The sequence below is a fragment of the Spiroplasma endosymbiont of Sarcophaga variegata genome (assembly GCF_965178695.1).
GTDB lineage: Bacteria > Bacillota_I > Bacilli_A > Mycoplasmatales > Mycoplasmataceae > Spiroplasma > Spiroplasma poulsonii.
The window spans coordinates 93,751-120,283 of the sequence record NZ_CBCXVU010000001.1 but is presented as its reverse complement, the minus strand read 5'-3'; the positions used below and the strand labels follow the sequence as shown (position 1 = coordinate 120,283).

The following is a 26,533-nucleotide window of genomic DNA, read 5'->3' as shown; positions in this document are numbered from 1 at the left end:
TTTTGTCGAAAACTCTTGATATTTATAAAATATACCTAAAATTAGGTATATTTTTAATATATAGAGGTAAATAAATGATGAAAAAAATAATTACAGAATTAATAAATAGCTTAACAGATGATCAATTTTTAGAATTTTATGAAAAAATAAAACAACAAGCAGACTTAATTAAAAAACAAAAACGTTTAAATGAAATTGATCAAAAATTTAGAGATAAAGGCATTATATGTCCTAATTGCAAATCTTTTCATTGTGTTAAAAATGGTCATAATTCCGAAGGAAAACAAAAATATTTATGTAAAAAATGTCGTGCTAGTTTTGATGCATTTCGTCATCATTTTACTTATTGAAGTCATTTAAATTATGAACAGTGAAATTTATTAATTCAAATTTCATTGTTAGGACAATCTAGTAAAATAATTTCTCGTTTTATTAAAACAACCCCAAAAACCGCTTGATATAATCGACAAAAATTAATGCAATCAAAACAATTAGAAAATACACAGTTAAAATTTAAAAAATTAAATGGTCAAATCCAAATGGATGAAACATTTATTAAAGAAATTCATAAAGGCAATTTTAAAGATAAATTTGATAAACGAAAAACTCATCTCGATCCATTTTCAACTGATACCAAATGCTGTATTCAAATGGCAGTTGATAGCAATAATAATATTTTTGTTCAATCCACCAATACCAAAAGATTACAAAAACAATGGATTATTGAAAATATGAATAAGCAACTAATTAAAGAAAAATCAATAATTATTTCTGATATGCAACCACTATATTTATTAGTAGCAAAACAAACAAATTCTACTCTATATTCCACCAAAACTAGTACAAACCCTGATACTAGTTATCAAAAGTTAAATAAGATTAGTAAATTACAATCCAGTCTTAAAGAAGCCTTAATTCATTATCATGGTTTGGGTTTCACTAATATTCAAAATTATTTAAAGCTCTGAAAATGAAAATACCAACACAAAGGTTTAACACCAAACCAACAATCAACGGTATTATATTTTAACGTTTAAAAAATTTAAAGCAAAATCATAATCTTACACAAAATTAGTTTTCAAATTGTCATATTGATGATTTTTTTTATTTCATCAAGAGTTTTCGACAAAATTAAAGAAGTAATTTACTTTTTTTTATTTTGATGTAAAATATAAATAATAAAAAGAACCGCGATGGTTCTTTCATAGTTTTTATTTACTCTTTTATTTAATCATATTCATTAAATAATAGCAATTTTAGTATGCAAAAAGGAGTAAAAAATGAAAGAATTTAATCCAAATAAAGCAAGTTTGGCAACTTTTTATCGTAAAATAGAGCAATTTTGAGAAAATAAATCACCCAATAAACCATATACTTTGAATGATTTAACCAATGAATTCAATCTTTCTAACAGATGAAAGCACGAAAATTACAAGAGCGAAAAGATAGTTCCTTTACTTGAAAAACAAGTTGATAGAATTGAAAGTGAAATAATTAATTTTATGATGAAAACACCTGATGGTGCTAAATTATATTGACAGCGTGCATTTAATTATAAATATTCACTGCAAGAAAAAGAACTTGAAAAAGAATTAAACTTAAATAATCAGCAACCAATAATTGTTAATTTACAAACTGATATTAGAGATATTAAAAAAGAAAGTGATAATAATGCTTAATCATTTTACTTATTTGTTAGAAACTCCTTATTGATTATTACAAAATAGTAGTATTGGTAATAAATATCCCTTTGCTAAGAAATATGAGTTAGTTAATGAAATTAATCAAATTGGAACACGATATAGTGGTAAGACTATTTCAAATATTAAAATTTTTGGTGAATTATTAAAAATTAGTTTATTGATTAAAGAACCAATTTGTATCATTGCTAGTATGTATTGGAGTAAAGATTTAAAAGATAGTGTATTTCAAAATATATGAAATATGTTAGATGAAAATAATATTCCTTATACTATTAATTTATCAAATTTTACTTTTACTTTATCAAATGGTAGCAAAATATATTGTAAAGGTTTACATTCACCAAGTCGAAAAGAAAAATTAAAAGCTTTTGCTGATTTAAATAAATATAAATTAGTTATTGATTGAATAGAAGAATGTGATCAATTTCAACAAAAAGATTTAAGTGATTTAGAATTTGCTATTCGTGGTTATCAAAATAAAATAACAATTAATACATGTAACCCCGAAAGCTTAAAAAGATATATTGTTGGTTATTGTAATGAATTAATGCCTTTTAATGAAGAAATAATGCGTAGTAAATATGAACAAATTAATTATATCGAAAAATGAAATATGAAAATTATTATTCATTATTCTAGTTGAAGACTTAATTATGAATTACCACAAAATAAAGTTAATGAACAATTAAGATTAGAACAATTAGATATTGAAAGAGCAAGAGTATGGAGTTGAGGATTGCCTGGTAATACTAGTGGTTCAATTTTTGCAAGATATATTGATATTATGCAAGCAACAGATATTATTCAACCAACTAAATTATTAGGTGGTGTTGACTTAGCAAACTCTACTAGCCCCAAAGGGCATACAACAGCAGCGAGTTTTTGAATATATAATTCATTTGATAAAAAAGCCTATAAAGTAGCAGAATATGCACACTCAAATGCTACGCAACAATTTAAAGGACCATTAGAACAGGTTAAAGATATTTTAGAGTTTTACAACAATCAATTAAACCAATACTTTAATTTAATACAACAAGGAATATCAATTAATGTTGATGATAGTGCTTATGCAACATTAGAAAGTTTAAACCGAGAGAAATATAATTATACTTTTGGTCAATACATGAATTTTAAACCAGCACAAAAGCAGAAATTTAAAATAAGACATCGTATTGAAGCATTTACAATGTTAATAAATACTAATCAATTAAAATGATTATGAGAAAAATGTCCTGTAAGTAAAACCCAATATGAATTAATTCAATGAGAAGATAAACCAGATGCCAGAGAAGAGAGAATGTTAGATTTATATGATGATACATTTGATAGTGATTTTTATGCTTTACACTTTGAATTAGTTAATATGGTTAAACATAATAGTTCAGCAGATTATAAATTATGACAACAAAGGGAGTGAATAACTTAATGAAAAAAGATATTTATGTAATACATGATGAGCGTGTAATTAATGCAAAAAGACCATATATGTCTGTTTGTGGACAAGTTAAAAAAAGACTTTGTTAAGAATTAAAAAAAGATAATATCGCAATATGTAAATTAAATTTATATAACGAATATATTAAGAAATATCAAAAAGTTAAAGTATGTGTACAAGTTTTAGCAAATGAACCTAGTTTATTAACAGTAAATATTATTAATTATGCACTTATTTTAAAATTAAAGGAGCAAAATAACAATGAATAATACTTTTCCTAGTTTACCAAACTTAAATGATATTAATAGTGTTTTAAAATTTTATAATTATGATTGAACTATTAATTTAGCCAATATTATTGCTCGCCATCAAATGCGATTAATAAATGGTAAAGATATTTTATTTAAGTCGCATCGTAAAGATATTTTAGAAAAATTAAATTGATGATATGAAACTTATAAAATAAAAGAAAAATTAGATAAAAATGAATTAACAGCAAGTTTAATGGGCAAAACTATTTTTGGTTTATTAGAAACATCAGATGGAAATATTGATTTATGAATTAACCCTTTTAACTTTACATCTCGTGTAAGTAAAATAAATGAAATTGAACAAGGTGCTGATATTTGATTAAATTATCATCAATCAGATAGTGGTTTTATTTTAAATTTAATTTGTACCAAAGATAAAATAATTATTAAAGGTTGACCCAAAAATAATGAGGTAGTTGTTGGGCAAAGTAAAACAGAAATTAAAGATAATGTTAAACCTGTTTTAGTACAAGAATTTAAAAATAAATTAGGTATAGTACCTTTCTGAGAAATGATAAATGAACCTAATCCATTATTCTTATCAACATCAACTACATTAAACACATGACCTACAATGGCAAATTGTTATAAATTACAATTTGATTTAGAAGATAGTTTTAATATTAAATCAAAAGAAAGATGAGCAAATCGTACGCATTGATATGGAATATTAGATGATGATTTAATGACTGCTTATAACAAGGGTAATAAAAAAGTATTACAAGATGCTTTTGATGATATTTTTATTCAATCAGGTCAATCAGCAGTTGATGGTCAATTATCCCAATCTTTACAAGTAGTACAAGGTACACCAACCTTAGAAACATATACCGAAGACCAAAAAGCTATTATTGAACAAGTATACTTAGCATGTCATTTTTCTAGTCCTTTTGGTGATAAATCAGATAATGACCAAAATAAAACACAGTCATTATTAACTAAAACAAAAGACTTAGAAAAACAAGCATATTTACAAGCATATCGTAAGCAATACTATACTAAAATGTTTGATACTGTTTTAAAATATTATGGTTTATGAGATGGTGTTGGTGAACGAGAATATGGTTTTGATTTTATTAGTGCTAGTTTAGTTGACCAAATGCGACAAAATGAATTAATTACTGCTAGATTAGATAATGGCACATTGGAACCAATAAGAGCAATTACTGAATATGATAATATTGATGAATTAGAAGCAACTAAATATTTTGAAAAAGTAGAAGCATGACAAGATAAAATTCAAGCCAAAGAAATAGAACATAATAATAAATTAATGGAATATGATGAAACTGGTAATAATCAAAATGCAGTACAAGGTAGAACAGAAATTAAGGGGAATTAAAAAATGAGTAGAATTAACTTAGGGGTTATCTAAGAATTAAGAAGACAAGCCCACGATACTTTAATGGATATAAGAGAAGACATCCGAGATAATAGACATTGAATGGTATTTCCTTTTAATGTTTATAGCTCATATATACCTGATACTGAAACAGGTTGAAAACCTAATAATGCTAAACCTAGTGATTATGGTAGTTATTCAAGAATATTTGATAATATGGAAAGTACTATAGCTCAATGACAAGATAGTTTAAAAATAGTCCAAAAATATAAAGGTGAAGAAATTAATATTTTAACGATTGATGATTTTAATAAACAACCAATTAACTCAACTATATGAGTAAATAATGAAACACCTTTTGCGATAAAATTAAAAGATGAAAATAATAATATTTATTGAAAATTAATTGATGGTGAAAATATTTATGATATTAATAAAATGTTAGAATACTCAAATCAATATAAATTAAGTTATTTTATTAATAATGATAATAAAGCCGATAATTTTTATACCAAAGAAGTTAAAGTTGGTAAATATTGAGATGCTTATATGATTGATGATAGAAGTTCTATTCAATTTGGTGAAGCTAAATTTGAACAAGTATTTACCCAACAATCAACAGAAAGACAATATACTTTATTAATTTTAGATGAAGATGCTGAAAACTTAAATATTAATGATTATTATAATTTTTATACTGTATTTAATGACCGTGGATTAAATATTGGTGGTGGTGATATTAATTCTTCTCCACAAGATAGACAATGATTATATCCATCTAATGTTATTAATTATTATTCACCTTATGATGGTAGTTTTTTATGACAAGAAATTACATTTTCAAGTATTAATGACAAAATTAGTAATAGTGGTTTATCAGTACGACAATTTATACAAACAAGTGCCCCGGGTGAGGGTTATTGTTTTCCTAAAATAACTTATGATGAAAAACTAAATAAAGGTATTGTTGAATTAGATGAGATTTTATTAAAAGACCCGGGGGTTAGAGCAATGGCAGTTAAATTTTATGGTAATCCAATATTTTTTGATATGCCTGTTATTGGTAGACCAATTATTAAAGGTGAATTTAATAAAAAAGTAATGAATTCCCGTGATTTATTAATGTATAACATGTTTCCTGCACCACCTGATAAAATAAATACTTATGCATCACCCGAAGTAAGTTGATATAACATTCAAGGTATTCAACCAACAATGATAAATGGTTATGAAGATTGAAAAAAAGATATGGAAAGTAGATACGACTTTTGAAATCAAAAAAATAGTGAAGGTATTGTTATAACTGATAAAGCAAGTTCAACAGCAACTAATCCTACGGTTGGGACAACTATTCATAAAGAAGATAATGACTCTAAATTTTATTGGTCTAAAAATTGAATGATTACTCCACCAGATAAAATAAAAGTAAATAATGAAGATGTTAATAATATAATTAGTACCCAATCATCATCATATTTTAGAAGAAAAGATGAATTTGGTAATACAGTTGGACAAGTTCAAATTTAATATAATAAAATGGGTATATGTAATGTTTGAGATATTTTAAATATGAATAATTTTATTAATCGTCAAATTACCGTATTACCTTTAAACTATACACAAAAGTTAGTATTTAATCCTTTTACTATCCCAGGCGGAGTTGGTAAATTCTTAAATTTTATTTCATTTGGTATTCCCTGAGGATGAGTAATTAACCAAGATGAAAAAACTTGACCTAATTTTCAATGACTTAATGGCTTTATGAGTGCTAATATTTATAGTTTCTATAATGATGCCTTTTGGTCTGAAAAATCAAAAGGCAAAGGTTATTTACCATTTGAAATATTTAGAGAACAAGGGAATGATAAAGTCGGTGCTATTTTTGGAGCAAATGCTACTAGTTTAGGGTTTACAACTTTATTAACTGATAAAATACAAGGTAATGTTTTAAAAAAAGATGGTAAACCAACAGAACGAATAACTTATTCAACTTATAATTTAAAACAATTAAATCCTAAAACTAATCGCATATATTTAATTAATGAATTAGTAAGAGCAGTAGATGCTCAAACACCAGTTAGTGATAGTGAAAAAGATAGTGATTGCGAATTCTTACAAACACCTGATGGAACAAATTGTAGTTATATAATTGATATGTTTTCAATCCAAGCATTATATAAAGGTAATTTTGAAATTATCTTTTATGCTGATAACCCATATACTAATAATGAAGAAGATTATTTACGCTTATCAGTATGGAGTTTCAGAGGTAAAACAAAAAGTACTTTAAATAATTATTTACGCGATATGACAACTAATTATAAAACTAGTTTCTTATTACCACATAACTATGAAATACCAACGTTTAATTACCCTGAATATGTTCTCCCACCAGTACCATATAACTATCAACCTTATACAAAAGATATTTGAGATGCTAAAACAGGACAAGCATTAAAAACAAAAATTATTGTAAATCCACATTGTATTAATAGTGGTAATTTATTTTTAGATAATTTATATGATGCTTATTATGAAACTGAAATTGATTTAAGACAAATTGATCCAACAATTCAAAGTATTGATAAATTTATTAGTTCTTATAAAACAATAGAAATAAGTAATCTTAATAATTTACAAGTTAGATGTTTTAAACCTGATATAAAGCGATTTATTTATGATAGAGATGTTAATTTGTCTGCAGGTGAAAATAATTGCAATAATAGTCTAGGACTATTATCAAATGCTGTTTTAAAAAAAGAGGGATTATCTCAAAATACTATTATTAATTTTGATAATATAATAACTTTATATACAAAAAATATTACTAATGAACCTCAAATTTTTAACACAGGTATCGCTGATGATTTAGGAACTAATAATTATCACAGTGTTTATTGGACTGAAAAAAATAGTGGGGTTTTTCAATTTCTATTGCAAATTTCTAAGTTATATAGCACTGATGGTGATAAAGTTAAAGAAACATATTTACAAGGATATTATACTAATGATTTAAAATTAAAAATTAGATTTTCAAAAAAATTAAAACCAGAATTAAGATTTTTAGGTGGTGCTGGATATTGACCTTATTTTGGTAATGACAAAAATATAACAATAGACTTAAATTCTTTGGGTTTATTAGGTATGATAAATAATAGTGATAACCCAGTTAAAATTACAATTACACCAAGATAAAAAAAGAGATATTAAATCTCTTTTTTTATTCACCTTTAACTTTTAAATTACCTTTATCATCAATAATTAAATCAGGTTCTTGTGTATCTAAATTTCAACGATAAACTTTTATTCATAATGGAGACCAGGGTAAAGCAATATTAGTATATCGATTATTATTTAATCTTTTTGATAATTTTATATTATTAGAATTATCTTTATATATTATGTAGTACCATTTATTATCTACTACCTCACTAAATGGTTTTTCCTGTTTTGCTATTCATTCTAAGTTGTCTCTGATTTCTTGATTAGCAGTATTTATTTTATTCTTTTCTTTTAATTTTGCTAATTCTTTGGTTGTATATTCTTGTGGTGTATTACAAGCAACTAAACTTGTTGTGCTTGTTCCAATTAAAGTTATTGTTCCTAAAATACTTAATATTTTTTTCATTTTTATGTACCTTTCTATTTTTTGGTAATTTAATTAAAAATGGAAATAAGTTTTATTTCCATTTAATTACTTTTTAATTTTAACATTCTACTGCTGCAGCACCGGCAGCACCACTAATTGCACCTACTGCTGCCCCAGAAGCAGCTCCACCAAAAATAGTCCCAAAAAATCCAACTATACCTCTCCAACTATAGTACCAATACCTGGAATAACACTTCCTGCAAGAGCCCTTGCAACTGCTGAAGCTTCTTCAGCAGTTACGTCTGAAGGAGATGATGTAATCGCACCTCCAACTGCTCCACCAACAGCACCATTTATAGCTGCTTTTGATACTTCAGAATTACAGTTATTTTTTTTTCGAATAAATTTCAACTATTTTATTTTTATTTACATTATTTGTACCTAATTTTAATGCTAAAGCCACCGTTTTATTAGTAACTCACTGTATTTCCGATTGAGTTGCTTGTTCTGATTTAATATTATTTCATCATTGTTGATTGCGTTCTTGTGTAATTTCATTTGCTCACTGTTTTAATCCTTGTTGTCATTCATTTTTTGAATTATTAAATGATTGTTGAGCTTGTAAAAAATGTTGTTGAGCTTTACTAAAGGCTGTATGATTTTGTGTTCTTTGAAATTCTTCCCCAGCTCTTTGATATTCTAGTTCAGCATTGCGTCATTGTTGTGCAATTTGAATTCATTGAACTTCGCCCCATCTTTTATTACGTTTTAATAATTTTTCTTGATCTTGATAAGGACTAGCGGCAATTGTTGTTGGGACAGCTGTTCCGCTAATTGTTAATACACTTAATAAACTTAGTAATTTTTTCATTACTTGTATTTCTCCTTTTCTTAATCTTGAAACTTTTTATCAAGATTTACCCGAATTATATATATATATATATATATAAGCAAGCAAAATTAGGAATTATTTTAAAAATTTTATCTTAGAAAATATCTCTTATTACGCGTTTTAAGGGATAAATTAGCAATAAAATAAGTTAAGTTTAGTGATTTTTTTTATTTATAAAAAGTATTGTATTAATAAAATAATAGTGTAAAATACTTATAACGGTTTATCCTTTTAACAAAAAAGTAATTTACGGTTTATGCTTTCCGCCTTAAAAAGACTTATGCTGACTTGTTATTCGAACAAGAATAAAAAAAGAGGAGTTTATAAAATGGCACTTACAAAAGAACAATTAATCGAACAAGGTTTAAGTGAAGAAATAGCTGATAATATTTTAAATGAATTTCATAATGAAACAAAACAAATTATTGAGGGAATACAAAAACGAAAAGATACTATTTCAAAAGAAGAGTATTTAAAAGTTGCTAATGAATTAGATGAATTAAAAGCTTTTAAAGATATTCCACCTACTAAAATTGAAGATATTAAAACTAATTTAGATAAAGTTAGTGGTAATTCTTTAATTGAAAAAATGCAAACTTTAAAAGAATTAAAACCTGATTTGTTTGTTGAAGAACAACCATCAGTTTCACCAACTAATTTAATTAAAGAAATGATTGAAAAATCGGTTGAAAATAAAAATGATGAAATTGAAACTATTAAAGAAAAAGGAGCATATACTCCTGAAGAAATTAAAAAATTAACTGATTATACACTTAAAAACCTTAGATAATAAGGGAGTGAAATTATGGCAACAATTAATTTGCCACAAGTACCTTTTACATTACAAGGTAACACAACAGGTCAAAAAGCCTATGTTGATATGGTTAATGCTTTATTGCGTGGACCTTTATATAATGAATATGCAAGTATTATGCAGTATGCTACTGCAACCGCAGAACAAGTTGCTTGATTACCTAATGCAGGACAAGCACTATATAATTTAACTCATCGTGTGGTATGACAAGATGATTATTCATTACCAAATGGTGGGGCAACTCAAACAATGGGATTAACAAGAATTCCAGTTCCGATTGATAAGAGATTTAATTTAAAATTAATGAATGAGGCTTTTGACTTAGCATTAATAGAACAAAATATTAAAAATGGTGTTATTGCTGATGCTATTTCTAGTGTTGTACAAAATAAATTTGTTAATTTAGAATGTGAATTAATTCAGGCTATTTATGATTATTGTTTAGCAGATGGTCAATATGAAGTAATTCCATTTCGTAGTTATACAGCAGAAAATGCTGATGATGCAAATAAGGCATTCTTTACATTAAATGAAACTTTGATTGAATTAACAAATCAAATTAGTAATTTATATTTTGGATTGCCAACTGATAAAATGTTTATGGTTTTAGGTCGTAGAGCCTATTTAGGATTAACACCTGCGTATTTAAAAGTAATTGGTTCACAAGCCCAATTAAAAGCAATGGTTAATGGTGAATTATATGAAAATACCGCAATGGGTATTCCTGTATCTAAAAGTTTTCATTTAGAAAAAACATATACAAAAGGACAAGTTAACCGTGATAAAGGTTATAATTTTACTAATGTAAATGGTTTAATTATTAATAAACAAGTATGAGCTTATCCAATTAATATGGATACTATTCAACAAGTTTTAGATAATGATACTGCTAACCCTAAATGAATTGGTAAAGTACAATATGCAACACCAACAATTTTATATCCAAAAACATGTAAAATTATTTTAGAAAAAGCGCCAACCCAAGATGAAATTAATACTGCTAAAAGTAATCTTAATAAAACATTTAGAGTTCCTGTTGATTATGTAATTCCATCATCAAATAAAATTGATATTAGTGGGATTAATAAATTAGATAAACCAACTATTCATGTTGACGATCCAACTCAAACAACAGCAGAACAATTAAAACCACAATTTAAAGATGTTGTTTTAAAATCAGTAAAAGCGGTAAATAATTTTTTAACAGAAAATGATTATGATTACTTTATTGAAGCTAAGGGTGAAGATTGACAAATTAATATTAAAAATGACAAAACTGTTGAAGTTCAAATTGAAGGTAAAAACAATGCTACTGGTCAAACAAACCCCATTGATGTTGTAATTAAAAATTCTTAATAAACAATGAATTTACTAATATTACGCGTTTTAACTTTATTAGTATCTAATTTAGAAAATAAACCTTTAATAAGTAAATTTGTAAATTTAATTAATAGAGTTAATCAAGTTCAAAATAAAATATTAAAACCAATCTTTAATTTTGTCGAAAACTCTTGATATTTATAAAATATACCTAAAATTAGGTATATTTTTAATATATAGAGGTAAATAAATGATGAAAAAAATAATTACAGAATTAATAAATAGCTTAACAGATGATCAATTTTTAGAATTTTATGAAAAAATAAAACAACAAGCAGACTTAATTAAAAAACAAAAACGTTTAAATGAAATTGATCAAAAATTTAGAGATAAAGGCATTATATGTCCTAATTGCAAATCTTTTCATTGTGTTAAAAATGGTCATAATTCCGAAGGAAAACAAAAATATTTATGTAAAAAATGTCGTGCTAGTTTTGATGCATTTCGTCATCATTTTACTTATTGAAGTCATTTAAATTATGAACAGTGAAATTTATTAATTCAAATTTCATTGTTAGGACAATCTAGTAAAATAATTTCTCGTTTTATTAAAACAACCCCAAAAACCGCTTGATATAATCGACAAAAATTAATGCAATCAAAACAATTAGAAAATACACAGTTAAAATTTAAAAAATTAAATGGTCAAATCCAAATGGATGAAACATTTATTAAAGAAATTCATAAAGGCAATTTTAAAGATAAATTTGATAAACGAAAAACTCATCTCGATCCATTTTCAACTGATACCAAATGCTGTATTCAAATGGCAGTTGATAGCAATAATAATATTTTTGTTCAATCCACCAATACCAAAAGATTACAAAAACAATGGATTATTGAAAATATGAATAAGCAACTAATTAAAGAAAAATCAATAATTATTTCTGATATGCAACCACTATATTTATTAGTAGCAAAACAAACAAATTCTACTCTATATTCCACCAAAACTAGTACAAACCCTGATACTAGTTATCAAAAGTTAAATAAGATTAGTAAATTACAATCCAGTCTTAAAGAAGCCTTAATTCATTATCATGGTTTGGGTTTCACTAATGTTCAAAATTATTTAAAGCTCTGAAAATGAAAATACCAACACAAAGGTTTAACACCAAACCAACAATCAACGGTATTATATTTTAACGTTTAAAAAATTTAAAGCAAAATCATAATCTTACACAAAATTAGTTTTCAAATTGTCATATTGATGATTTTTTTTATTTCATCAAGAGTTTTCGACAAAATTAAAGTAAAAAAGTAAAAAGTAGTAATAAAACTATTTTTTACTTTTTTATATTTTTATTAATTTATTTATTTTCGTTTGTTTTACTAATATTTTCAATATTGTCTGTTTTATTTTGTCTTTTATTTAAGTTTTGGAATGCTGTTTTTATTTCCTGAATTTCTTTATCATCATTTTTTAATAATTCAGGGTGACAATTTTTATAACTTAATTTAAGATGTTTTTTAACTATATTAAAATCAAGCACCTCAACTTCAATTTCATCACCAATATCAAAAAAATATTTAATATCTTTAACAAAATAATCTGAAACTTCACTAATATGGATTAAACCATCAGCCTTTTCTGCTCGACAAAAAGCACCATAGGGAGTAATATTTGTTATTTTTACAATAATTTTGTTATTTTTATCATACATATATTTTTTCTCCTTTACTAAAATCTAATTATATTATTAAAATGCTGAAAAAAATTTGTTAAACACAAAAATAATTAATAGATTTTATTATTTTTATTATATACATTAACTAATTAATGAACAAATATTTTTTTAAAATATTGTTTTGATGTAAAATCCCCTAAACAAGGTCTTATTGTAGTATTTAATATATCTAAAACAGATTTTAATCTACTGCGAATATTAATTATAGGCTCATTTCGTAAAAACCAACGCCTTATATCTCTATTTATCCTTTCAACTAATGCTTTTTGTTTTGGTTTTCCAGGGTCACAAAAATAAACTCTTATTTTTAAATATTTTTCTATTAGTTTTCATTTATAAAATTCTTTTCCTCTATCTGTTAAAATACAACTAAATTTATTAATACCAATTTGTCTAATCATTTTCATTAAAACCATTAACACAATACTTGCTTTTTTAGTAAATAAAATATCATAAAAAACTATTTTAGATTTCCGATTTACTAAAACTAACAAATGAAAATTACCACAATCAAGGGTATCCATTTCTCAAATTCCACTAAAACTTAAATCATCTCCATAATCATTTAAAAATTGCTTATAATCTCTAATATTAAGCAATACACCACGATTATCATTTTTTTCACCATTTTTAGTTTTTCGCTTTTTATTTTTAAAATACAAATTATTTTTTGATAAATTAAAATAACCTAATCTAATATATTTATACATTGTTTTAAAACATACACTAAATTTTACATTATATTGTAATTCATACGACATAATAATATTTTGTGGCGAACGACCAAAATTATTATATTCATTAGAAAAATGACTTAATTCTTGTGAATTTAACATTGAATATTTACGACATTGTTTTTTGTTTTTATCATGTATTTTTTGTGCTTTTGCAGCATTATAATCACCAATATTATCAAACATATTTAATTCTTGCCAAATAGTTCTATAATCTCTATTCATTTGCTTAGCAATTTTTCGAATATTAATTGTTCCATTTTTCTTTTTAAATAATTCATTGTTTTTTAATTTTTCCAAATTTACTCTTTCATTAATATCTAATCTTTCATATTTTTTCACACTTTACCTCCTAAAATATTAAAATATGTTATAATTTACTTAAAATAATTATAGCATTTTAAGTAAGGAGTTAAATATATGAAAAAACTTTAATTTTGTCGAAAACTCTTGATGAAATAAAAAAAATCATCAATATGACAATTTGAAAACTAATTTTGTGTAAGATTATGATTTTGCTTTAAATTTTTTAAACGTTAAAATATAATACCGTTGATTGTTGGTTTGGTGTTAAACCTTTGTGTTGGTATTTTCATTTTCAGAGCTTTAAATAATTTTGAATATTAGTGAAACCCAAACCATGATAATGAATTAAGGCTTCTTTAAGACTGGATTGTAATTTACTAATCTTATTTAACTTTTGATAACTAGTATCGGGGTTTGTACTAGTTTTGGTGGAATATAGAGTAGAATTTGTTTGTTTTGCTACTAATAAATATAGTGGTTGCATATCAGAAATAATTATTGATTTTTCTTTAATTAGTTGCTTATTCATATTTTCAATAATCCATTGTTTTTGTAATCTTTTGGTATTGGTGGATTGAACAAAAATATTATTATTGCTATCAACTGCCATTTGAATACAGCATTTGGTATCAGTTGAAAATGGATCGAGATGAGTTTTTCGTTTATCAAATTTATCTTTAAAATTGCCTTTATGAATTTCTTTAATAAATGTTTCATCCATTTGGATTTGACCATTTAATTTTTTAAATTTTAACTGTGTATTTTCTAATTGTTTTGATTGCATTAATTTTTGTCGATTATATCAAGCGGTTTTTGGGGTTGTTTTAATAAAACGAGAAATTATTTTACTAGATTGTCCTAACAATGAAATTTGAATTAATAAATTTCACTGTTCATAATTTAAATGACTTCAATAAGTAAAATGATGACGAAATGCATCAAAACTAGCACGACATTTTTTACATAAATATTTTTGTTTTCCTTCGGAATTATGACCATTTTTAACACAATGAAAAGATTTGCAATTAGGACATATAATGCCTTTATCTCTAAATTTTTGATCAATTTCATTTAAACGTTTTTGTTTTTTAATTAAGTCTGCTTGTTGTTTTATTTTTTCATAAAATTCTAAAAATTGATCATCTGTTAAGCTATTTATTAATTCTGTAATTATTTTTTTCATCATTTATTTACCTCTATATATTAAAAATATACCTAATTTTAGGTATATTTTATAAATATCAAGAGTTTTCGACAAAATTAAAGTGAAAAAATGACTTAGCATTTTAGGAGCAATCGGATTAACAGCAACAAGTACAACAACATTAATTAGTTGTGAAAAACCAAATAACAATGAAAACGGAGGGGGTAATAAACCGAAACCTACACCTGAACCACAACAACCACAAGAACCACCAATTGGAAGTAATTGAAAATGATATTCAGGAGATGAATTGAACCATGGACCAACTAATAAATGATATATATTAATATCTAAATCAACTAATTCAACTGATGCAGTATATGCAATAGATTTAATTCATTTTACAACAAGTACAAGTATTAAAACAACATATCCACTTTTAAAGTCAATATACAGATGAGAAGAACTAAATAAACCAGCTCTACCAATAATTGATAATAAAACAGGTAAAATTACTGATTGAAAAGAATAAAAGGACCTATAAGTCCTTTTTTATATTAATCGAACAAATTTCATAAAAATAATTAATAGGAATATATTTGTTATTGTGTTATATAATGCTGGACTAAATTTTCATACTTCGAATGTTTGATTAAAAAAACTATATATTGTTTGAAATATTTTACCAACTCCGCTTGCTAATTCATTCACTTGCTTAACACCAGGAATATTATTTACAATTCAAATTGCCGCATTTCTAATATGACACGCTAAATTATATCAACTACAACTTTCATATTGTGCTTGTCATCATTGCCCATCAGGAAATAATCCACCATTATTTATTTCTTGTCAGTTATAAATACCAAAATTAAAATCATAATAACGATACATATCATTTTCTTTTTGTGCTTGTAATTCAAAAACATTATAACCAATTTTTTGTTCTTCAATCTTTTTATATTTTAAACCATATTTATCTTTTAAAGCACCTTCAAAAATATAACCTTCATTTTGATTAATATTATAATCATTTGCAACAGAAAAATCATAATTAAATACATTACCATAGTTAATGTTATAAAATCGTTTTTTAAATGCTGAATACAATTTAATATCTAGTTGCTTATATTTATCAGAAAAATAAAAATAACGAGGATAAATCTTAAAACCATTATTTGCTAATAAACCATATTTTTTATTATAACCTTGCACATAAGTATTGTTTTCTAAGTCAAAAATTGTTCGTAAATAATCTTTATAAAAGTTTTGCGAAACTGTAAACATACTATTTAACAATTTTTCAAATTGATTTTTATTCGTATTATTTTCATCAATTAAAACATCTCTAAAATTAACTAATTTCAAACCAAAAAAATTAATTAAAACAGTATTATATTCTAAATTATCAATATAACCACTTTCAATAAAATTACTACGATTTTGGAATACTGGAACTAAAGCATGAGCAAAAAATGCTTTTAAAAACTTATTAATATCAATTTGGCCTTTCATCTGTTCAAAAATATCTTTACCAGTATTAGGAGTATTATCTTGATTATAATTATATGTTTCAACACTAAAATTAAAGATACTATCTTTTTCTTTCATAAAAGTAAACAAAAAACCTAAATCATCAGTATATCGATAACTATTTGCATTATTACCATCCCAATATTGTTTAAGATGTGTTAATTATAAACTACCAGCAACAATATTTTTATGTTCATCAATCGTTAAAATCATTCGATAAATTGATTTTCTAGTTAAAATAATACTAGGTTTTCAGTCCAATTTTTCCATATTATTAATAATTTCAAAATCAAAGATTATTCTTTGACTGCCTAAATTTGAATCATCATAATCAGGATTACCACCTTGCTGTATTCTAATATTTTCTTGAACAATTACATCAATATACTTTAATAAAAAAGAACGAACCTTTTGATAATCATTATCAGTATAAAAAAGAAGATTACCTTGATTATCTATTTCAGGAACTTGTTTATCAGTTGGAATACTTGTATTTTCTCATCTGTATATTGACTTTAAAAATGGATATGTTGTTTTAATACTTGTACTTGTTGTAAAATGAATTAAATCTATTGCATATACTGCATCAGTTGAATTAGTTGATTTAGATATTAATATATATCATTTATTAGTTGGTCCATGGTTCAATTCATCTCCTGAATATCATTTTCAATTCTGAAATTTTAAATTAACTTGTTGCAAATTGTCAATACTTTTTTCTAATTTATTAATTATTTCAACAGTATTAAAATACTTAGCAAAAGAATAAGAAAAATTTGTTAATTCTTTTAGAAATTGTTTTTTATCAACATCATAAAATTTATCAATGTTATATTGTTTAACATAACTATCTCAATTTTTGTATAAATCCATAAATTCATTACTGGGTTTATCAAATGAAATCCCCGTTGAATAACTATCCTTTAAAAAATCTAAATATCATTTATCATTATAAGTTAATGATTGCGATGTTTTTAAAGTTGGATTAATAAAATAATTGGTTTCAGACCAATTTTCAAAAAAACTACTGCGTAAAAACATTGTATTAATAAAATCAGTTTCATTCATTCCTGTTGTTTGTTGATTAACAGTATAATTTTGTTGATTTAACGGTTTAAATGCTGTTAAAGTAATAAAAGGAATAATTAAACCTAAAAGCCCTAAAAGTCCTATTGAAAATAAAGAAAATAATTTTTTCATAAATAACTCCTAACTATATAATGTTTTTGAAACAATAAACCCAACAATATATAAACTTGATATTGTTAACATTAACGGATGACTAAACAAAATTGCCATCTTACCAAATAAAGAAAGTAAAAAAGTATCTGAGTTATATAAATCCATAATAATATTTTTTGCTGATGTTAATTGATTAATAATAACTGTAATAAAACCAGTACCAAATATAGCAATTGCCGCAACCAATAAAACTAGTCTAATCATTATTTATGCACTCTCCGATATCCTTGTTCTCTTGTTTTTGCTTGTTTTGCTAAACTTGATAATTGTTGTTTATTACGATTAATTTTAAACTGTTTACGCTCTGTAATATGTTTTTGCATACCTTGTTTAGTATCTGAAACTCCACGAGCAGTCGCAGAATAAATATTTGATACCCCCGTTTGTACTATTGAACCTAATTCGTTATATTGTGTTCTTGTGCCGTGAATTGCATAAATTGATAACTTAACAACCATAAAAAAAATAATAAAATAAGCAATTGTTGTATTTGTCATTGGTAATTTAGTATTTCAAATTACATCAAAAATAAACAAAAAAACATCAAAAATAAAAATAAAAATCTTATCTCAATTACTACTTTCTGACAACAAATTAATCATTTTTATCACTTCCTTTTTCTTTTTTAGGTTTTAAATTCTTTTTCAAAATATCAATATCAAACAATTCTAACCGCTCTTTAACACTCAATTTAGTAATTTCTGACCAATAGTATTCTTTGTTATTAATTATTTCATCATTTTTTAAATCACGAACAAACTTTAATCATTGACTATCATATTTCTGTGCAAATTCTAACGGAATAATTATTTTAAAAAACCGAATTCCTAAACCAACATCTGACTTATGTTTTACTCGTTTACCTTCTGCTGTTCGTTCTACTGATTTTGTTTTTCAAATTTCATAATCCGTAATATCTTGAAAAATACCAATTCGCATAATAAAGAAACGATTAAAAAAATTAAATCCTTTTTTAGCAATCGGTTTTTTAAGTGAAATTGGAATAATAATACCACTTGCTAATTGTCGGATATTATTTCAAATCATACCCTCACGCTGTGCTGTAAACAAAGCACGATTACCAAAATGTCTTGCTAAAACAATTCACGGAATTTTACCACTATGGACTTTTTTCTCATCGTGAGGACTAGTTCCATCAATATATAAATAACTTTCATCAAATAAAATAACACTATCATCAGGGGGAACTGGTTTTGTTCTATCTGTAAAATCTAAATTTTTAAATGTTAAAACTTTAACTTTCTCATCTTCTAACGGATAATTACTATAAATTTTATCTGTTAATAATTTCATAGTTTGTGATAAATAAGTTAAAAGTAAAGTTTTTCCGGTTCCTAATTTACCAATAATAACTGATAACGGATTATCTCAAACAAAACTTACTAACCGAAAAGCATTTAACTGATAAAATATGTTTTTTCAAACTCATCATACAAAATAAACACATTGCAAAGCAAATAATAATCAAAATACTAAACCAGTATAATTTAATGAAATTATTCAAAATAACAAATCAATTAAACTAAACAAAATCATTGAACTACTAATATAACAATAATTTTTTAAGAAAAATACAAACTTTTTCATTATTTAAAATACCCAACTATTTTAAAAATCATTCATAACAAAAACCAAGTTAAAAATAAAATAACAATTCAAACACCAACCATCAAAGTTAAATATTCATTCTGTGTCAAAGTCCAAGTTGTAATACTTTCAACATTTGTTTTATTTATAAACAAAAAGACATGAATAAAAAACTCTTTTAATTTTTCTCAATCATTTTGCATTTTTAAAAACTCCACATTTTTTGAATAAGTTTAAAAAACATCCCAAAAAATAAAACGATAAATAATACAAACGATATAACATATAAAAATTCAGGGGCATTTGAACCAAAAATATAACTAACAAATTGAACTCAATAGTCATATAAACTCATTTAATTTAAACTTTCTAAATCATTAATTAATTCTTGCTCTTTTTCAACACTTCAATTTGTTAAATTATTATTGTTATTATTTACTTTTACTTTTTTAGGTTCATTTGAAAATAATGCTTTGTGCATACGATTAAAATAATTTTGTTTATATTGATTATACAAATTAATTAATTCTGTTCCAGTTAAATACTTTCAAATATGACGTTTTAAATTTTCATCATATTTTACAATAGGATAAGAATTATCATAAATCAAACCAATTGCTACTTGTTCTGAATGTTTTTCACTCGGATAAATAAATTTATTACTTAATCAAAAACCAATATGGCGATTATGATTAGGTAAATTTATAAATGAAGCTTTATCAGTCTGAAAAACTATGAATTCTTTACGAATAAAATAATTCTCTATATTTTGATTTTTCTTAACAAAATTACTCAATTTTATCAACTCCTTAATAAACATTTTTTTTAATTAACAATGTTATAAATAATGTTAAAATATTGTTTATCTATTGTTTAATAAACATTGTTAAATATAAAAATAATAAAAATTGGCACACTGAAAAATACTATTAAGTTTTAAAATAATAGTTATACAAAATAAATTAATAAAAAATAAATAAACTAGTGTGCCTTAGTTTCTTATTACTAAAATCCTTTGACCATAACACGGAAAAAGTTTAATATTTTAACAATAACAAAAATACCAAATGGAATTAAAATAATTCACGCATCACCTAAAAAAGTCATTAATTGTGGTAATACAGCATAAATTGCTTCTTTAACTTTCATCATCGCTTGCCCTAATCCACTTCAAATAGAACCCATTCCATCTGAAATAGTAGGTGGCGTATCTGCTGCTAAAAAATTAATTGCTGTTGTTAAATACATCCCTAACATTATTTTTTATCCTCCTTGTTTTCAATTTCTTTTTTATCTTTTTTCTTACCTCGAATTTGGCGAATTTTCTGATAAATTGATAAACCAATTCACGCAAAAATACCTAATATAATAACAACACTAAATATTGTCGTTAATCAAACTGGCATAATATATCTCCTTTCAATAAATTAAAAAATTGAAATTTGCAAACTCGCTCCGCTCGTTGTCGCTTTGCTCCACTTAAAAAACATTATTGAATAAATTATCCGCTAATAAATTACGCGGAATAATTTATTCTTTTACTTTTTAATTTCAATATCTTTTACAATCTTATTGACAGTATTAATAACAATATCTTTACCATACTTTTTCACTAATGACCGCAAAATTAAATATTGCTTTGTTTGCATAATTTCAACCTCCTATAATTAACTTAAAAAAGTTAACTAAATTAATAGTTAACTTTTTATGATTTGGCATTTACAATTTACATATCTTAAAAAACTAAAATTAAGGGATGATAATCCTTTGTTTTTTGCTTGGAACTAAAAAATGTTTATCAAAGATAAACATTTTTCTTAAGAAATATTAAATTAAAGTTATTTACCAGAAATTTCTGATAGTTTTGTTGCAACCGCTTCAACATTTAAGCCAATAATGATTTGGATTCCTTTTGTTTTTGAAACTAAAACCATTCCGGCGACCCCAGCCTCTTTAATTGGTTGTTGATTAATTTTAGTGTCGTCTTCAACGGTTAATCGTAATCTGGTCATACAGTTGTCAACTTTAACTAAATTGTCATGGCCAATTGCATCATAAATAACTTGTGCTAATTTTAATGGTCCGTCTGGATCTTTTTGAATGTCAATTCGTTTATTAGCACCATTGGTTTGCAAAAGAACATTAACATTGCCACTTGTTGTTACAACTGTAACGTTTGCTGTTTGTTGTTCTTGCAATGCTTTTTTCTTCGCGTGTTTTTCAACACTTTTTCCTAATGATTTTGCAATCATAGCGGCTTCGTCTTCACGACCAGGTGTAGATAAATTCATTTTTTTAATAATGTATTTAAAACTAAAGAAGTATGCCGCTCCTTCAAGGACTCCGATTGGAATAATCATTAATGGATTTCCTAATACTTTATAAACTCCTGATTGTAAGTTTGATGAAATTGCGGCCATATCTCATGATGTTTTCATTGAAACAGCTCAATCGATGAATCCAGCTGAAAAGCCAAATCCAACCCTAATTCCAAATCCAACTGTTAATGCGGCAAAGACCCCAGTTAGTAAAGCATGTAATCCTAATAATATTGGTGCTAAGAAAACAAATGAGAATTCAATTGGTTCTGTAATTCCTGTTAAGAATGATACTCCAGCAGCTGATCCTAGAATCCCAGCATATTCAGCACGACGAGTTTTATCTTTAATTGATAAAATCATTGCGGCACAGGCAGCTGGTAATCCAAACATCATCATTGGGAAGAATCCTGCTTGGAACATCCCACTCCCCCCGGCTAAACCAAATTTAGCATCAGCATATAATTTACCTAAAAAGGCAGTAATATCTCCGTTCATTGTTGTAATAACACCAGTTGAAGTTCAACCGTTAATTGTTAAAACACCATCTTTACTAATTGAATAATCAGCTCATTGTAAAACCCCATTAACAACTTGTCATAAGTTCGTTCCTTGGTAGTTCATTAAATGACCAATAATTGGTTGTTGGAACCATAAATAAGTGTTCAATACTTGGTGTAAACCAAATGGTAACAATAACCGGTTAAAAATCCCATAGAAGAATGCTCCTAATGGTGGGATTGCTCCTAAACCATAACCTAGATACTGTAATCCTAATTGAAATCAAGGTCAAATTGCTGCTAAAGCAAATGTTCCAACCAAGAGAAGTAAGCAGCAGTCACCATTGGGACAAAACGACGTCCTGAGAAAAATCCTAATGCTGCTGGTAATTTTACATTTGAATATTTATTGTAAATTAAAGCAACAAGACATCCTGCTAAAATTCCACCAAAGACCCCCATACTAATGTTATATTTGGCACCATAACCTTTGATTGTGTCTCCGACGCTAAAATCAAAGACATATAAAATTTGTGAATGTGGTATTGCTCAAAATTGATTATCTTGGAAATTACCAATTGGGGTGTGTCCTAATAATGCGTTATTGTAATATCATTGGGGAACAATTCCCATTAATCCTTCAATTACAGCTCATCCAAAAAATGCCACCAAAGCAGGCTTCCCCACGAAAGTCTTTGGCCATTCCAAATCATAATCCAATTGCAAATAATGGCGCTAAGTTACTAATTGCTGCGTTTCCAACTGCCTGAAAAATCGAGCCAATGTATCAAATTGCTGATAATGGTCCGGTTTGGGATAGGTCAGGGTTGATTGATACATCGTTCATTACCCCCACTAACCTTAGTAACAATGCGGCAACGGGCAACACAACAATTGGAAATTGAAGCGCTTTTCCTAATTTTTGCAAATATTGCATTACGTTTCCTCTCTTTCTGTTAAAAAGTAATTTTGTGTTTTATTAGTTTTGTTAATAGTTAAAAATTACACATTTATCTTAATAATAGTGAAAATACCAACATCTAAGGAAATTGCAAATAATGAAGTTAGAATTAAGAAAATATTTCGTCTAATTTCAAATAAAACACCACGCTCACGCGTTACCCCTAATCGTTGTGTGTGGCGTTGATTATTCTTATTTTGTCAGTAAAAAAATGAATTGATAAAAAAAACAACAATAAAAATAATACTAACTGCAATTACTCCCCCTCAAATTAAGGTTTTAGTATGGTTATCTAATTTTTCAAGGTTGTTAGTATTACTTAATAAAATATAATGCTATAACAATAATTTAATATCCGTCTTGTTGTGCTTTCTATTTTAACTATCTGTTTTAATAATATTTTTTTTTTTTTTTTTGCAAGACTTTTTTCTTTATTTTTTAAAATTTTTCCAATATTTTTATTATTTTGTTTAGAATTAATCTATTTTGTCATAATAAAAACCCTCTTTACTAAAAAAGAAGGTTATGGTTTTGATATTATTTAGTCATTAATTATTTATTTTTAAAACTTTATTTTTGAAACTGTTGATCTTGATACCTTTTTGTTTTAGTACTGTTTTTACCAATAAAAACAAAGTTATGTTTTGATTTAATACATTCTGGATTGGTACAATGCAATTTATACTCACAAGGTTTTGAGCGACAGAAAAAAACCGGTTGTTCACACATTTGACATGTTAAAATTGACTTTTGTGATTCTTGCATTGCCGCACATTTTGGGCAGTCATTAGCATGTTGTTCACAACCAATGAAGACACTGTCTGGCATCGCTAATCTATTTTTAGTTTCGTTTGTATTGTTATTTTCGAAAGCCATGGTTTTTGTGTTCTCCTTTCATAAAATACTTGTAATAAACACCTCTCTTATCAAAAAAATATCTGTTAATGGATAAATTTTCCATATTATGATGGATGATAAAAATTATAATTAGGGTTAATACAACAAATAGTATATATTTTTTAGAAAAAATTAACAATGTTATTTTTTTAATAATAATGATAATTATTTTCTTAATGAAATAATTTGGAAAGTTTTAATTTAAAATAATAGTTACCCATTTTTAAGGGGTACCTATTATTTTACCAAAGTATCTAAGAAATGATAAGTGTCTTGATAATTTGGTTCAGAACTAACTGGTGATACTATTTGGAGATAAATAACTTGGTTATTTTGATCAAGTACTATCACACTACGGGCTAGTAAATTATTAAATTCAAAGTATAACTTTGTTTTGTGACCAAACTCACGATAGTTTGTATCTGATAATAAAATATGTTCGGGATTAACAAATGATTCACATGCCCGTTGTAAGGCAAATGGTAAATCACGGGAAATTGTTATTAATTGGACAGCGGGATATTTATTAAGAATTGTTTCATTAAATTGTTTTGTTTGTAATAAACAAACACTAGTATCAATGCTGGGAATTGAGGAAATAACTTTATATTCTTTCTTAAGATTTGTTAATTCAAAGTCCTTTCATTTAACAGTGTCTGCTTTGAATGTTAATGTATCACCAACTTTAAGATAATTTGATGCAATTAATGTTGCGACATCGCCACTCATTGTTCCTTTAGCCATAAATTCTGACCCTCCATTCTTGTTCCGATAATATTATATCCTAAAAGTTAATTAAGATAGTAAAGAATTTCAAGCATTTTCAACAATTTCCATAATTTTGCAATCAGACAAATGATTAACCGGAGTTGTTGTTCGTTGTAATAAACAAATAAATTCAATATTTTTTTTCTTATTACCTAAGATTGGTGAATAATCTAGGTTAATAATACTAAAACCGTTTGTGAGAGCTAAATTAATTACTTTTTCAATGACCCTTTGATGAGCTTCCTTACTATTTATTTTTCCCTTATGAACTGTTTCTCTTGTACTTTCAAATTGGGGTTTAATTAAGAAAAAGGCATAATGATCTAATAATAAAATATCTTTTAACGGTGGAATAATTTTATCTAACGAAATAAAAGAAACATCACAACAAGCAAATTCAATTTGATCGGGTTCAAATAATTGTTTTGTAACATAACGAAAGTTAGTTTTTTCCAACGAGACTACTTGGGGATTATTTCGTAATTTTCATGCTAATTGATTAGTACCAACATCAACAGCATAAACTTTTTTTGCATTATTTTGTAATAAACAATCAGTAAAACCACCAGTTGATGAACCAATATCAAGACAAATCAGATTATCAACGTTGATTTGAAAGGCTTCTAATCCCTTTGCTAATTTTTCACCAGCACGAGAAACATACTTTAATGGTTCTCCTCGTAAGGTAATAAGACTATCAACATCGACTAATTCACCAGCTTTTAAAGCTGGAACATTATTAACTAAAACATTATTAGCTAAAATCATTGCTTTTGCCTTTTCACGTGAAGGTGCTAAATTATGATTAACTAATAATTGGTCTAAGCGCATTTTCATTAAAGTTTATTCTTCCTTTCATTTTGTTTTGTTAAAAGCATGTTGGTTTTTATGACGAAATAGCAATCGTTGTTTTCGGGTTTTTGTTGCACGATATGTTTCTAAAATGGTATCTTGATCTAAAATATAATTGGTAATTTTCTTAAAGAAATAAGCACCATATGATAATGATCATTGTAAGGAAATAACCTTTTGATCAATTTTAGCTTCAATAATAGTTGAATAATTACTAATAATATAATTACATTCTAACATTAGATTATTAATATTATGATATTTAAAAAGATAATACGATGTTTGTGGTAATTGATATTTTTGCATTAAAAATGCTAAATTTTTTGGAACAATTAACTGATGATTATCAAGATCAACTGTTATTTCTGCTGGTTTTCACAATGGGACAAAATGAATTTTTCCCTTCAGGGTAAATAATCGTTGTTTAACCTCATTCGACATTCGTCATTTCTTTGCTCACTTATTGTTTGCTCAATTGTAATAATTAAATTTGTTATTTTGCATTTTATCACC

29 protein-coding genes and 1 pseudogene are annotated in these 26,533 nt (G+C 25.7%); 11 read left to right on the top strand and 19 right to left on the bottom strand.

The genetic code is table 4. The annotated features are described in order from the left end of the window. The first annotated feature begins 74 nt into the window (after window positions 1–74). The 6 genes from ACOBME_RS00710 to ACOBME_RS00685 all read left to right on the top strand — a co-directional run bounded on the left by ACOBME_RS00710 (window position 75) and on the right by ACOBME_RS00685 (window position 7,989). Complete coding sequence (locus ACOBME_RS00710) at window positions 75–1,037, top strand: IS1/IS1595 family N-terminal zinc-binding domain-containing protein (RefSeq protein WP_338963247.1); 963 nt, start codon at window positions 75–77, stop codon at window positions 1,035–1,037. A 243-nt stretch (window positions 1,038–1,280) separates the two neighbouring features. Continuing rightward, the gene (locus ACOBME_RS00705; protein WP_338966539.1) at window positions 1,281–1,679 is read left to right on the top strand and encodes a hypothetical protein; all 399 of its coding nucleotides are present in this window, start codon (window positions 1,281–1,283) and stop codon (window positions 1,677–1,679) included. Then, the gene (locus ACOBME_RS00700; RefSeq protein ID WP_338963539.1) at window positions 1,672–3,132 is read left to right on the top strand and encodes a PBSX family phage terminase large subunit; all 1,461 of its coding nucleotides are present in this window, start codon (window positions 1,672–1,674) and stop codon (window positions 3,130–3,132) included. The genes ACOBME_RS00705 and ACOBME_RS00700 overlap by 8 nt, the downstream gene beginning before the upstream one ends. Window positions 3,133–3,402: 270 nt before the next feature. After that, window positions 3,403–4,794: a hypothetical protein gene (locus ACOBME_RS00695; protein WP_419333949.1), complete on the top strand. Its 1,392-nt coding sequence runs from the start codon at window positions 3,403–3,405 to the stop codon at window positions 4,792–4,794. A gap of 63 nt (window positions 4,795–4,857) precedes the next feature. Continuing rightward, window positions 4,858–6,321: a hypothetical protein gene (locus ACOBME_RS00690; protein WP_419333947.1), complete on the top strand. Its 1,464-nt coding sequence runs from the start codon at window positions 4,858–4,860 to the stop codon at window positions 6,319–6,321. Between the two features lie 42 nt (window positions 6,322–6,363). Then, entirely contained in the window at window positions 6,364–7,989 is a 1,626-nt protein-coding gene (locus ACOBME_RS00685; protein ID WP_419333945.1) for a hypothetical protein, read from the top strand. 25 nt (window positions 7,990–8,014) lie between these two features. Here the strand turns inward: ACOBME_RS00685 and ACOBME_RS00680 are convergent, their stop codons facing one another. Together ACOBME_RS00680 and ACOBME_RS00675 are read right to left on the bottom strand one after the other, a co-directional pair. Beyond that, window positions 8,015–8,422, bottom strand: coding sequence for a lipoprotein (locus ACOBME_RS00680; RefSeq protein ID WP_338963545.1), 408 nt, complete (start codon window positions 8,420–8,422; stop codon window positions 8,015–8,017). Between the two features lie 346 nt (window positions 8,423–8,768). Next, window positions 8,769–9,254, bottom strand: a complete 486-nt coding sequence (locus ACOBME_RS00675; protein WP_338963546.1) for a hypothetical protein — start codon at window positions 9,252–9,254, stop codon at window positions 8,769–8,771. A 349-nt stretch (window positions 9,255–9,603) separates the two neighbouring features. Between ACOBME_RS00675 and ACOBME_RS00670 the strand changes: the two genes are divergently transcribed. From ACOBME_RS00670 to ACOBME_RS00655, 4 genes are read left to right on the top strand one after another with little or no spacing between them, the layout of a single operon-like run. Next, window positions 9,604–10,065: a hypothetical protein gene (locus ACOBME_RS00670; RefSeq protein ID WP_338963548.1), complete on the top strand. Its 462-nt coding sequence runs from the start codon at window positions 9,604–9,606 to the stop codon at window positions 10,063–10,065. 15 nt (window positions 10,066–10,080) lie between these two features. After that, complete coding sequence (locus tag ACOBME_RS00665) at window positions 10,081–11,445, top strand: hypothetical protein (RefSeq protein WP_419333942.1); 1,365 nt, start codon at window positions 10,081–10,083, stop codon at window positions 11,443–11,445. 6 nt (window positions 11,446–11,451) lie between these two features. Continuing rightward, the gene (locus tag ACOBME_RS00660) at window positions 11,452–11,613 is read left to right on the top strand and encodes a hypothetical protein (RefSeq protein WP_419333940.1); all 162 of its coding nucleotides are present in this window, start codon (window positions 11,452–11,454) and stop codon (window positions 11,611–11,613) included. Between the two features lie 46 nt (window positions 11,614–11,659). After that, window positions 11,660–12,622, top strand: a complete 963-nt coding sequence (locus ACOBME_RS00655; protein ID WP_419333939.1) for a transposase — start codon at window positions 11,660–11,662, stop codon at window positions 12,620–12,622. A gap of 157 nt (window positions 12,623–12,779) precedes the next feature. Here ACOBME_RS00655 and ACOBME_RS00650 read toward each other — a convergent pair whose 3' ends face one another. The 3 genes from ACOBME_RS00650 to ACOBME_RS00640 form a co-directional block, all read right to left on the bottom strand. After that, window positions 12,780–13,133 (bottom strand): S1 RNA-binding domain-containing protein, encoded by a 354-nt coding sequence (locus tag ACOBME_RS00650; RefSeq protein ID WP_338964901.1) that lies wholly within the window; start codon window positions 13,131–13,133, stop codon window positions 12,780–12,782. Between the two features lie 113 nt (window positions 13,134–13,246). Next, entirely contained in the window at window positions 13,247–14,233 is a 987-nt protein-coding gene (locus ACOBME_RS00645) for an IS30 family transposase (RefSeq protein WP_338965371.1), read from the bottom strand. Between the two features lie 187 nt (window positions 14,234–14,420). Continuing rightward, window positions 14,421–15,383 (bottom strand): IS1/IS1595 family N-terminal zinc-binding domain-containing protein, encoded by a 963-nt coding sequence (locus ACOBME_RS00640; protein WP_338963247.1) that lies wholly within the window; start codon window positions 15,381–15,383, stop codon window positions 14,421–14,423. Between the two features lie 79 nt (window positions 15,384–15,462). Between ACOBME_RS00640 and ACOBME_RS00635 the strand changes: the two genes are divergently transcribed. Then, complete coding sequence (locus ACOBME_RS00635; protein WP_338964903.1) at window positions 15,463–15,873, top strand: lipoprotein; 411 nt, start codon at window positions 15,463–15,465, stop codon at window positions 15,871–15,873. A 20-nt stretch (window positions 15,874–15,893) separates the two neighbouring features. Here ACOBME_RS00635 and ACOBME_RS00630 read toward each other — a convergent pair. The 14 genes and pseudogenes from ACOBME_RS00630 to ACOBME_RS00565 all read right to left on the bottom strand — a co-directional run bounded on the left by ACOBME_RS00630 (window position 15,894) and on the right by ACOBME_RS00565 (window position 26,524). Further along, window positions 15,894–18,074, bottom strand: a pseudogene (locus ACOBME_RS00630) (spiroplasma phage ORF1-like family protein). Between the two features lie 9 nt (window positions 18,075–18,083). Continuing rightward, window positions 18,084–18,320, bottom strand: coding sequence for a hypothetical protein (locus ACOBME_RS00625; RefSeq protein WP_004027616.1), 237 nt, complete (start codon window positions 18,318–18,320; stop codon window positions 18,084–18,086). Beyond that, the gene (locus tag ACOBME_RS00620) at window positions 18,320–18,718 is read right to left on the bottom strand and encodes a hypothetical protein (RefSeq protein WP_338963575.1); all 399 of its coding nucleotides are present in this window, start codon (window positions 18,716–18,718) and stop codon (window positions 18,320–18,322) included. Before ACOBME_RS00620 ends, ACOBME_RS00625 begins: the two co-directional genes overlap by 1 nt. Further along, window positions 18,711–19,724, bottom strand: a complete 1,014-nt coding sequence (locus ACOBME_RS00615) for a hypothetical protein (RefSeq protein WP_338963280.1) — start codon at window positions 19,722–19,724, stop codon at window positions 18,711–18,713. The genes ACOBME_RS00620 and ACOBME_RS00615 overlap by 8 nt, the downstream gene beginning before the upstream one ends. Next, a complete protein-coding gene (locus ACOBME_RS00610; RefSeq protein WP_126821076.1) occupies window positions 19,724–19,927 on the bottom strand; it encodes a DUF2649 family protein in 204 nt (67 codons plus the stop codon). The genes ACOBME_RS00615 and ACOBME_RS00610 overlap by 1 nt, the downstream gene beginning before the upstream one ends. A 152-nt stretch (window positions 19,928–20,079) precedes the next feature. Further along, entirely contained in the window at window positions 20,080–20,520 is a 441-nt protein-coding gene (locus tag ACOBME_RS00605) for a DUF3627 domain-containing protein (protein WP_338963574.1), read from the bottom strand. A 209-nt stretch (window positions 20,521–20,729) separates the two neighbouring features. Continuing rightward, complete coding sequence (locus ACOBME_RS00600; protein ID WP_126821078.1) at window positions 20,730–20,981, bottom strand: hypothetical protein; 252 nt, start codon at window positions 20,979–20,981, stop codon at window positions 20,730–20,732. After that, complete coding sequence (locus tag ACOBME_RS00595) at window positions 20,981–21,130, bottom strand: hypothetical protein (protein WP_004027793.1); 150 nt, start codon at window positions 21,128–21,130, stop codon at window positions 20,981–20,983. The genes ACOBME_RS00600 and ACOBME_RS00595 overlap by 1 nt, the downstream gene beginning before the upstream one ends. A gap of 432 nt (window positions 21,131–21,562) precedes the next feature. Next, window positions 21,563–22,864, bottom strand: a complete 1,302-nt coding sequence (locus tag ACOBME_RS00590) for a PTS transporter subunit EIIC (RefSeq protein WP_419333932.1) — start codon at window positions 22,862–22,864, stop codon at window positions 21,563–21,565. Then, the gene (locus ACOBME_RS00585) at window positions 22,843–23,229 is read right to left on the bottom strand and encodes a PTS transporter subunit EIIC (protein WP_419333931.1); all 387 of its coding nucleotides are present in this window, start codon (window positions 23,227–23,229) and stop codon (window positions 22,843–22,845) included. Before ACOBME_RS00585 ends, ACOBME_RS00590 begins: the two co-directional genes overlap by 22 nt. Before the next feature lie 844 nt (window positions 23,230–24,073). Continuing rightward, window positions 24,074–24,379, bottom strand: a complete 306-nt coding sequence (locus ACOBME_RS00580; protein ID WP_419333929.1) for a hypothetical protein — start codon at window positions 24,377–24,379, stop codon at window positions 24,074–24,076. Between the two features lie 258 nt (window positions 24,380–24,637). Continuing rightward, window positions 24,638–25,144, bottom strand: coding sequence for a redoxin family protein (locus ACOBME_RS00575; RefSeq protein ID WP_338963569.1), 507 nt, complete (start codon window positions 25,142–25,144; stop codon window positions 24,638–24,640). Between the two features lie 51 nt (window positions 25,145–25,195). Then, on the bottom strand, window positions 25,196–26,005 hold the full coding sequence (locus ACOBME_RS00570) for a TlyA family RNA methyltransferase (protein WP_419333926.1): 810 nt from the start codon (window positions 26,003–26,005) through the stop codon (window positions 25,196–25,198). 6 nt (window positions 26,006–26,011) lie between these two features. Beyond that, entirely contained in the window at window positions 26,012–26,524 is a 513-nt protein-coding gene (locus tag ACOBME_RS00565) for a hypothetical protein (protein ID WP_338963577.1), read from the bottom strand. Between the last annotated feature and the right edge of the window lie 9 nt (window positions 26,525–26,533).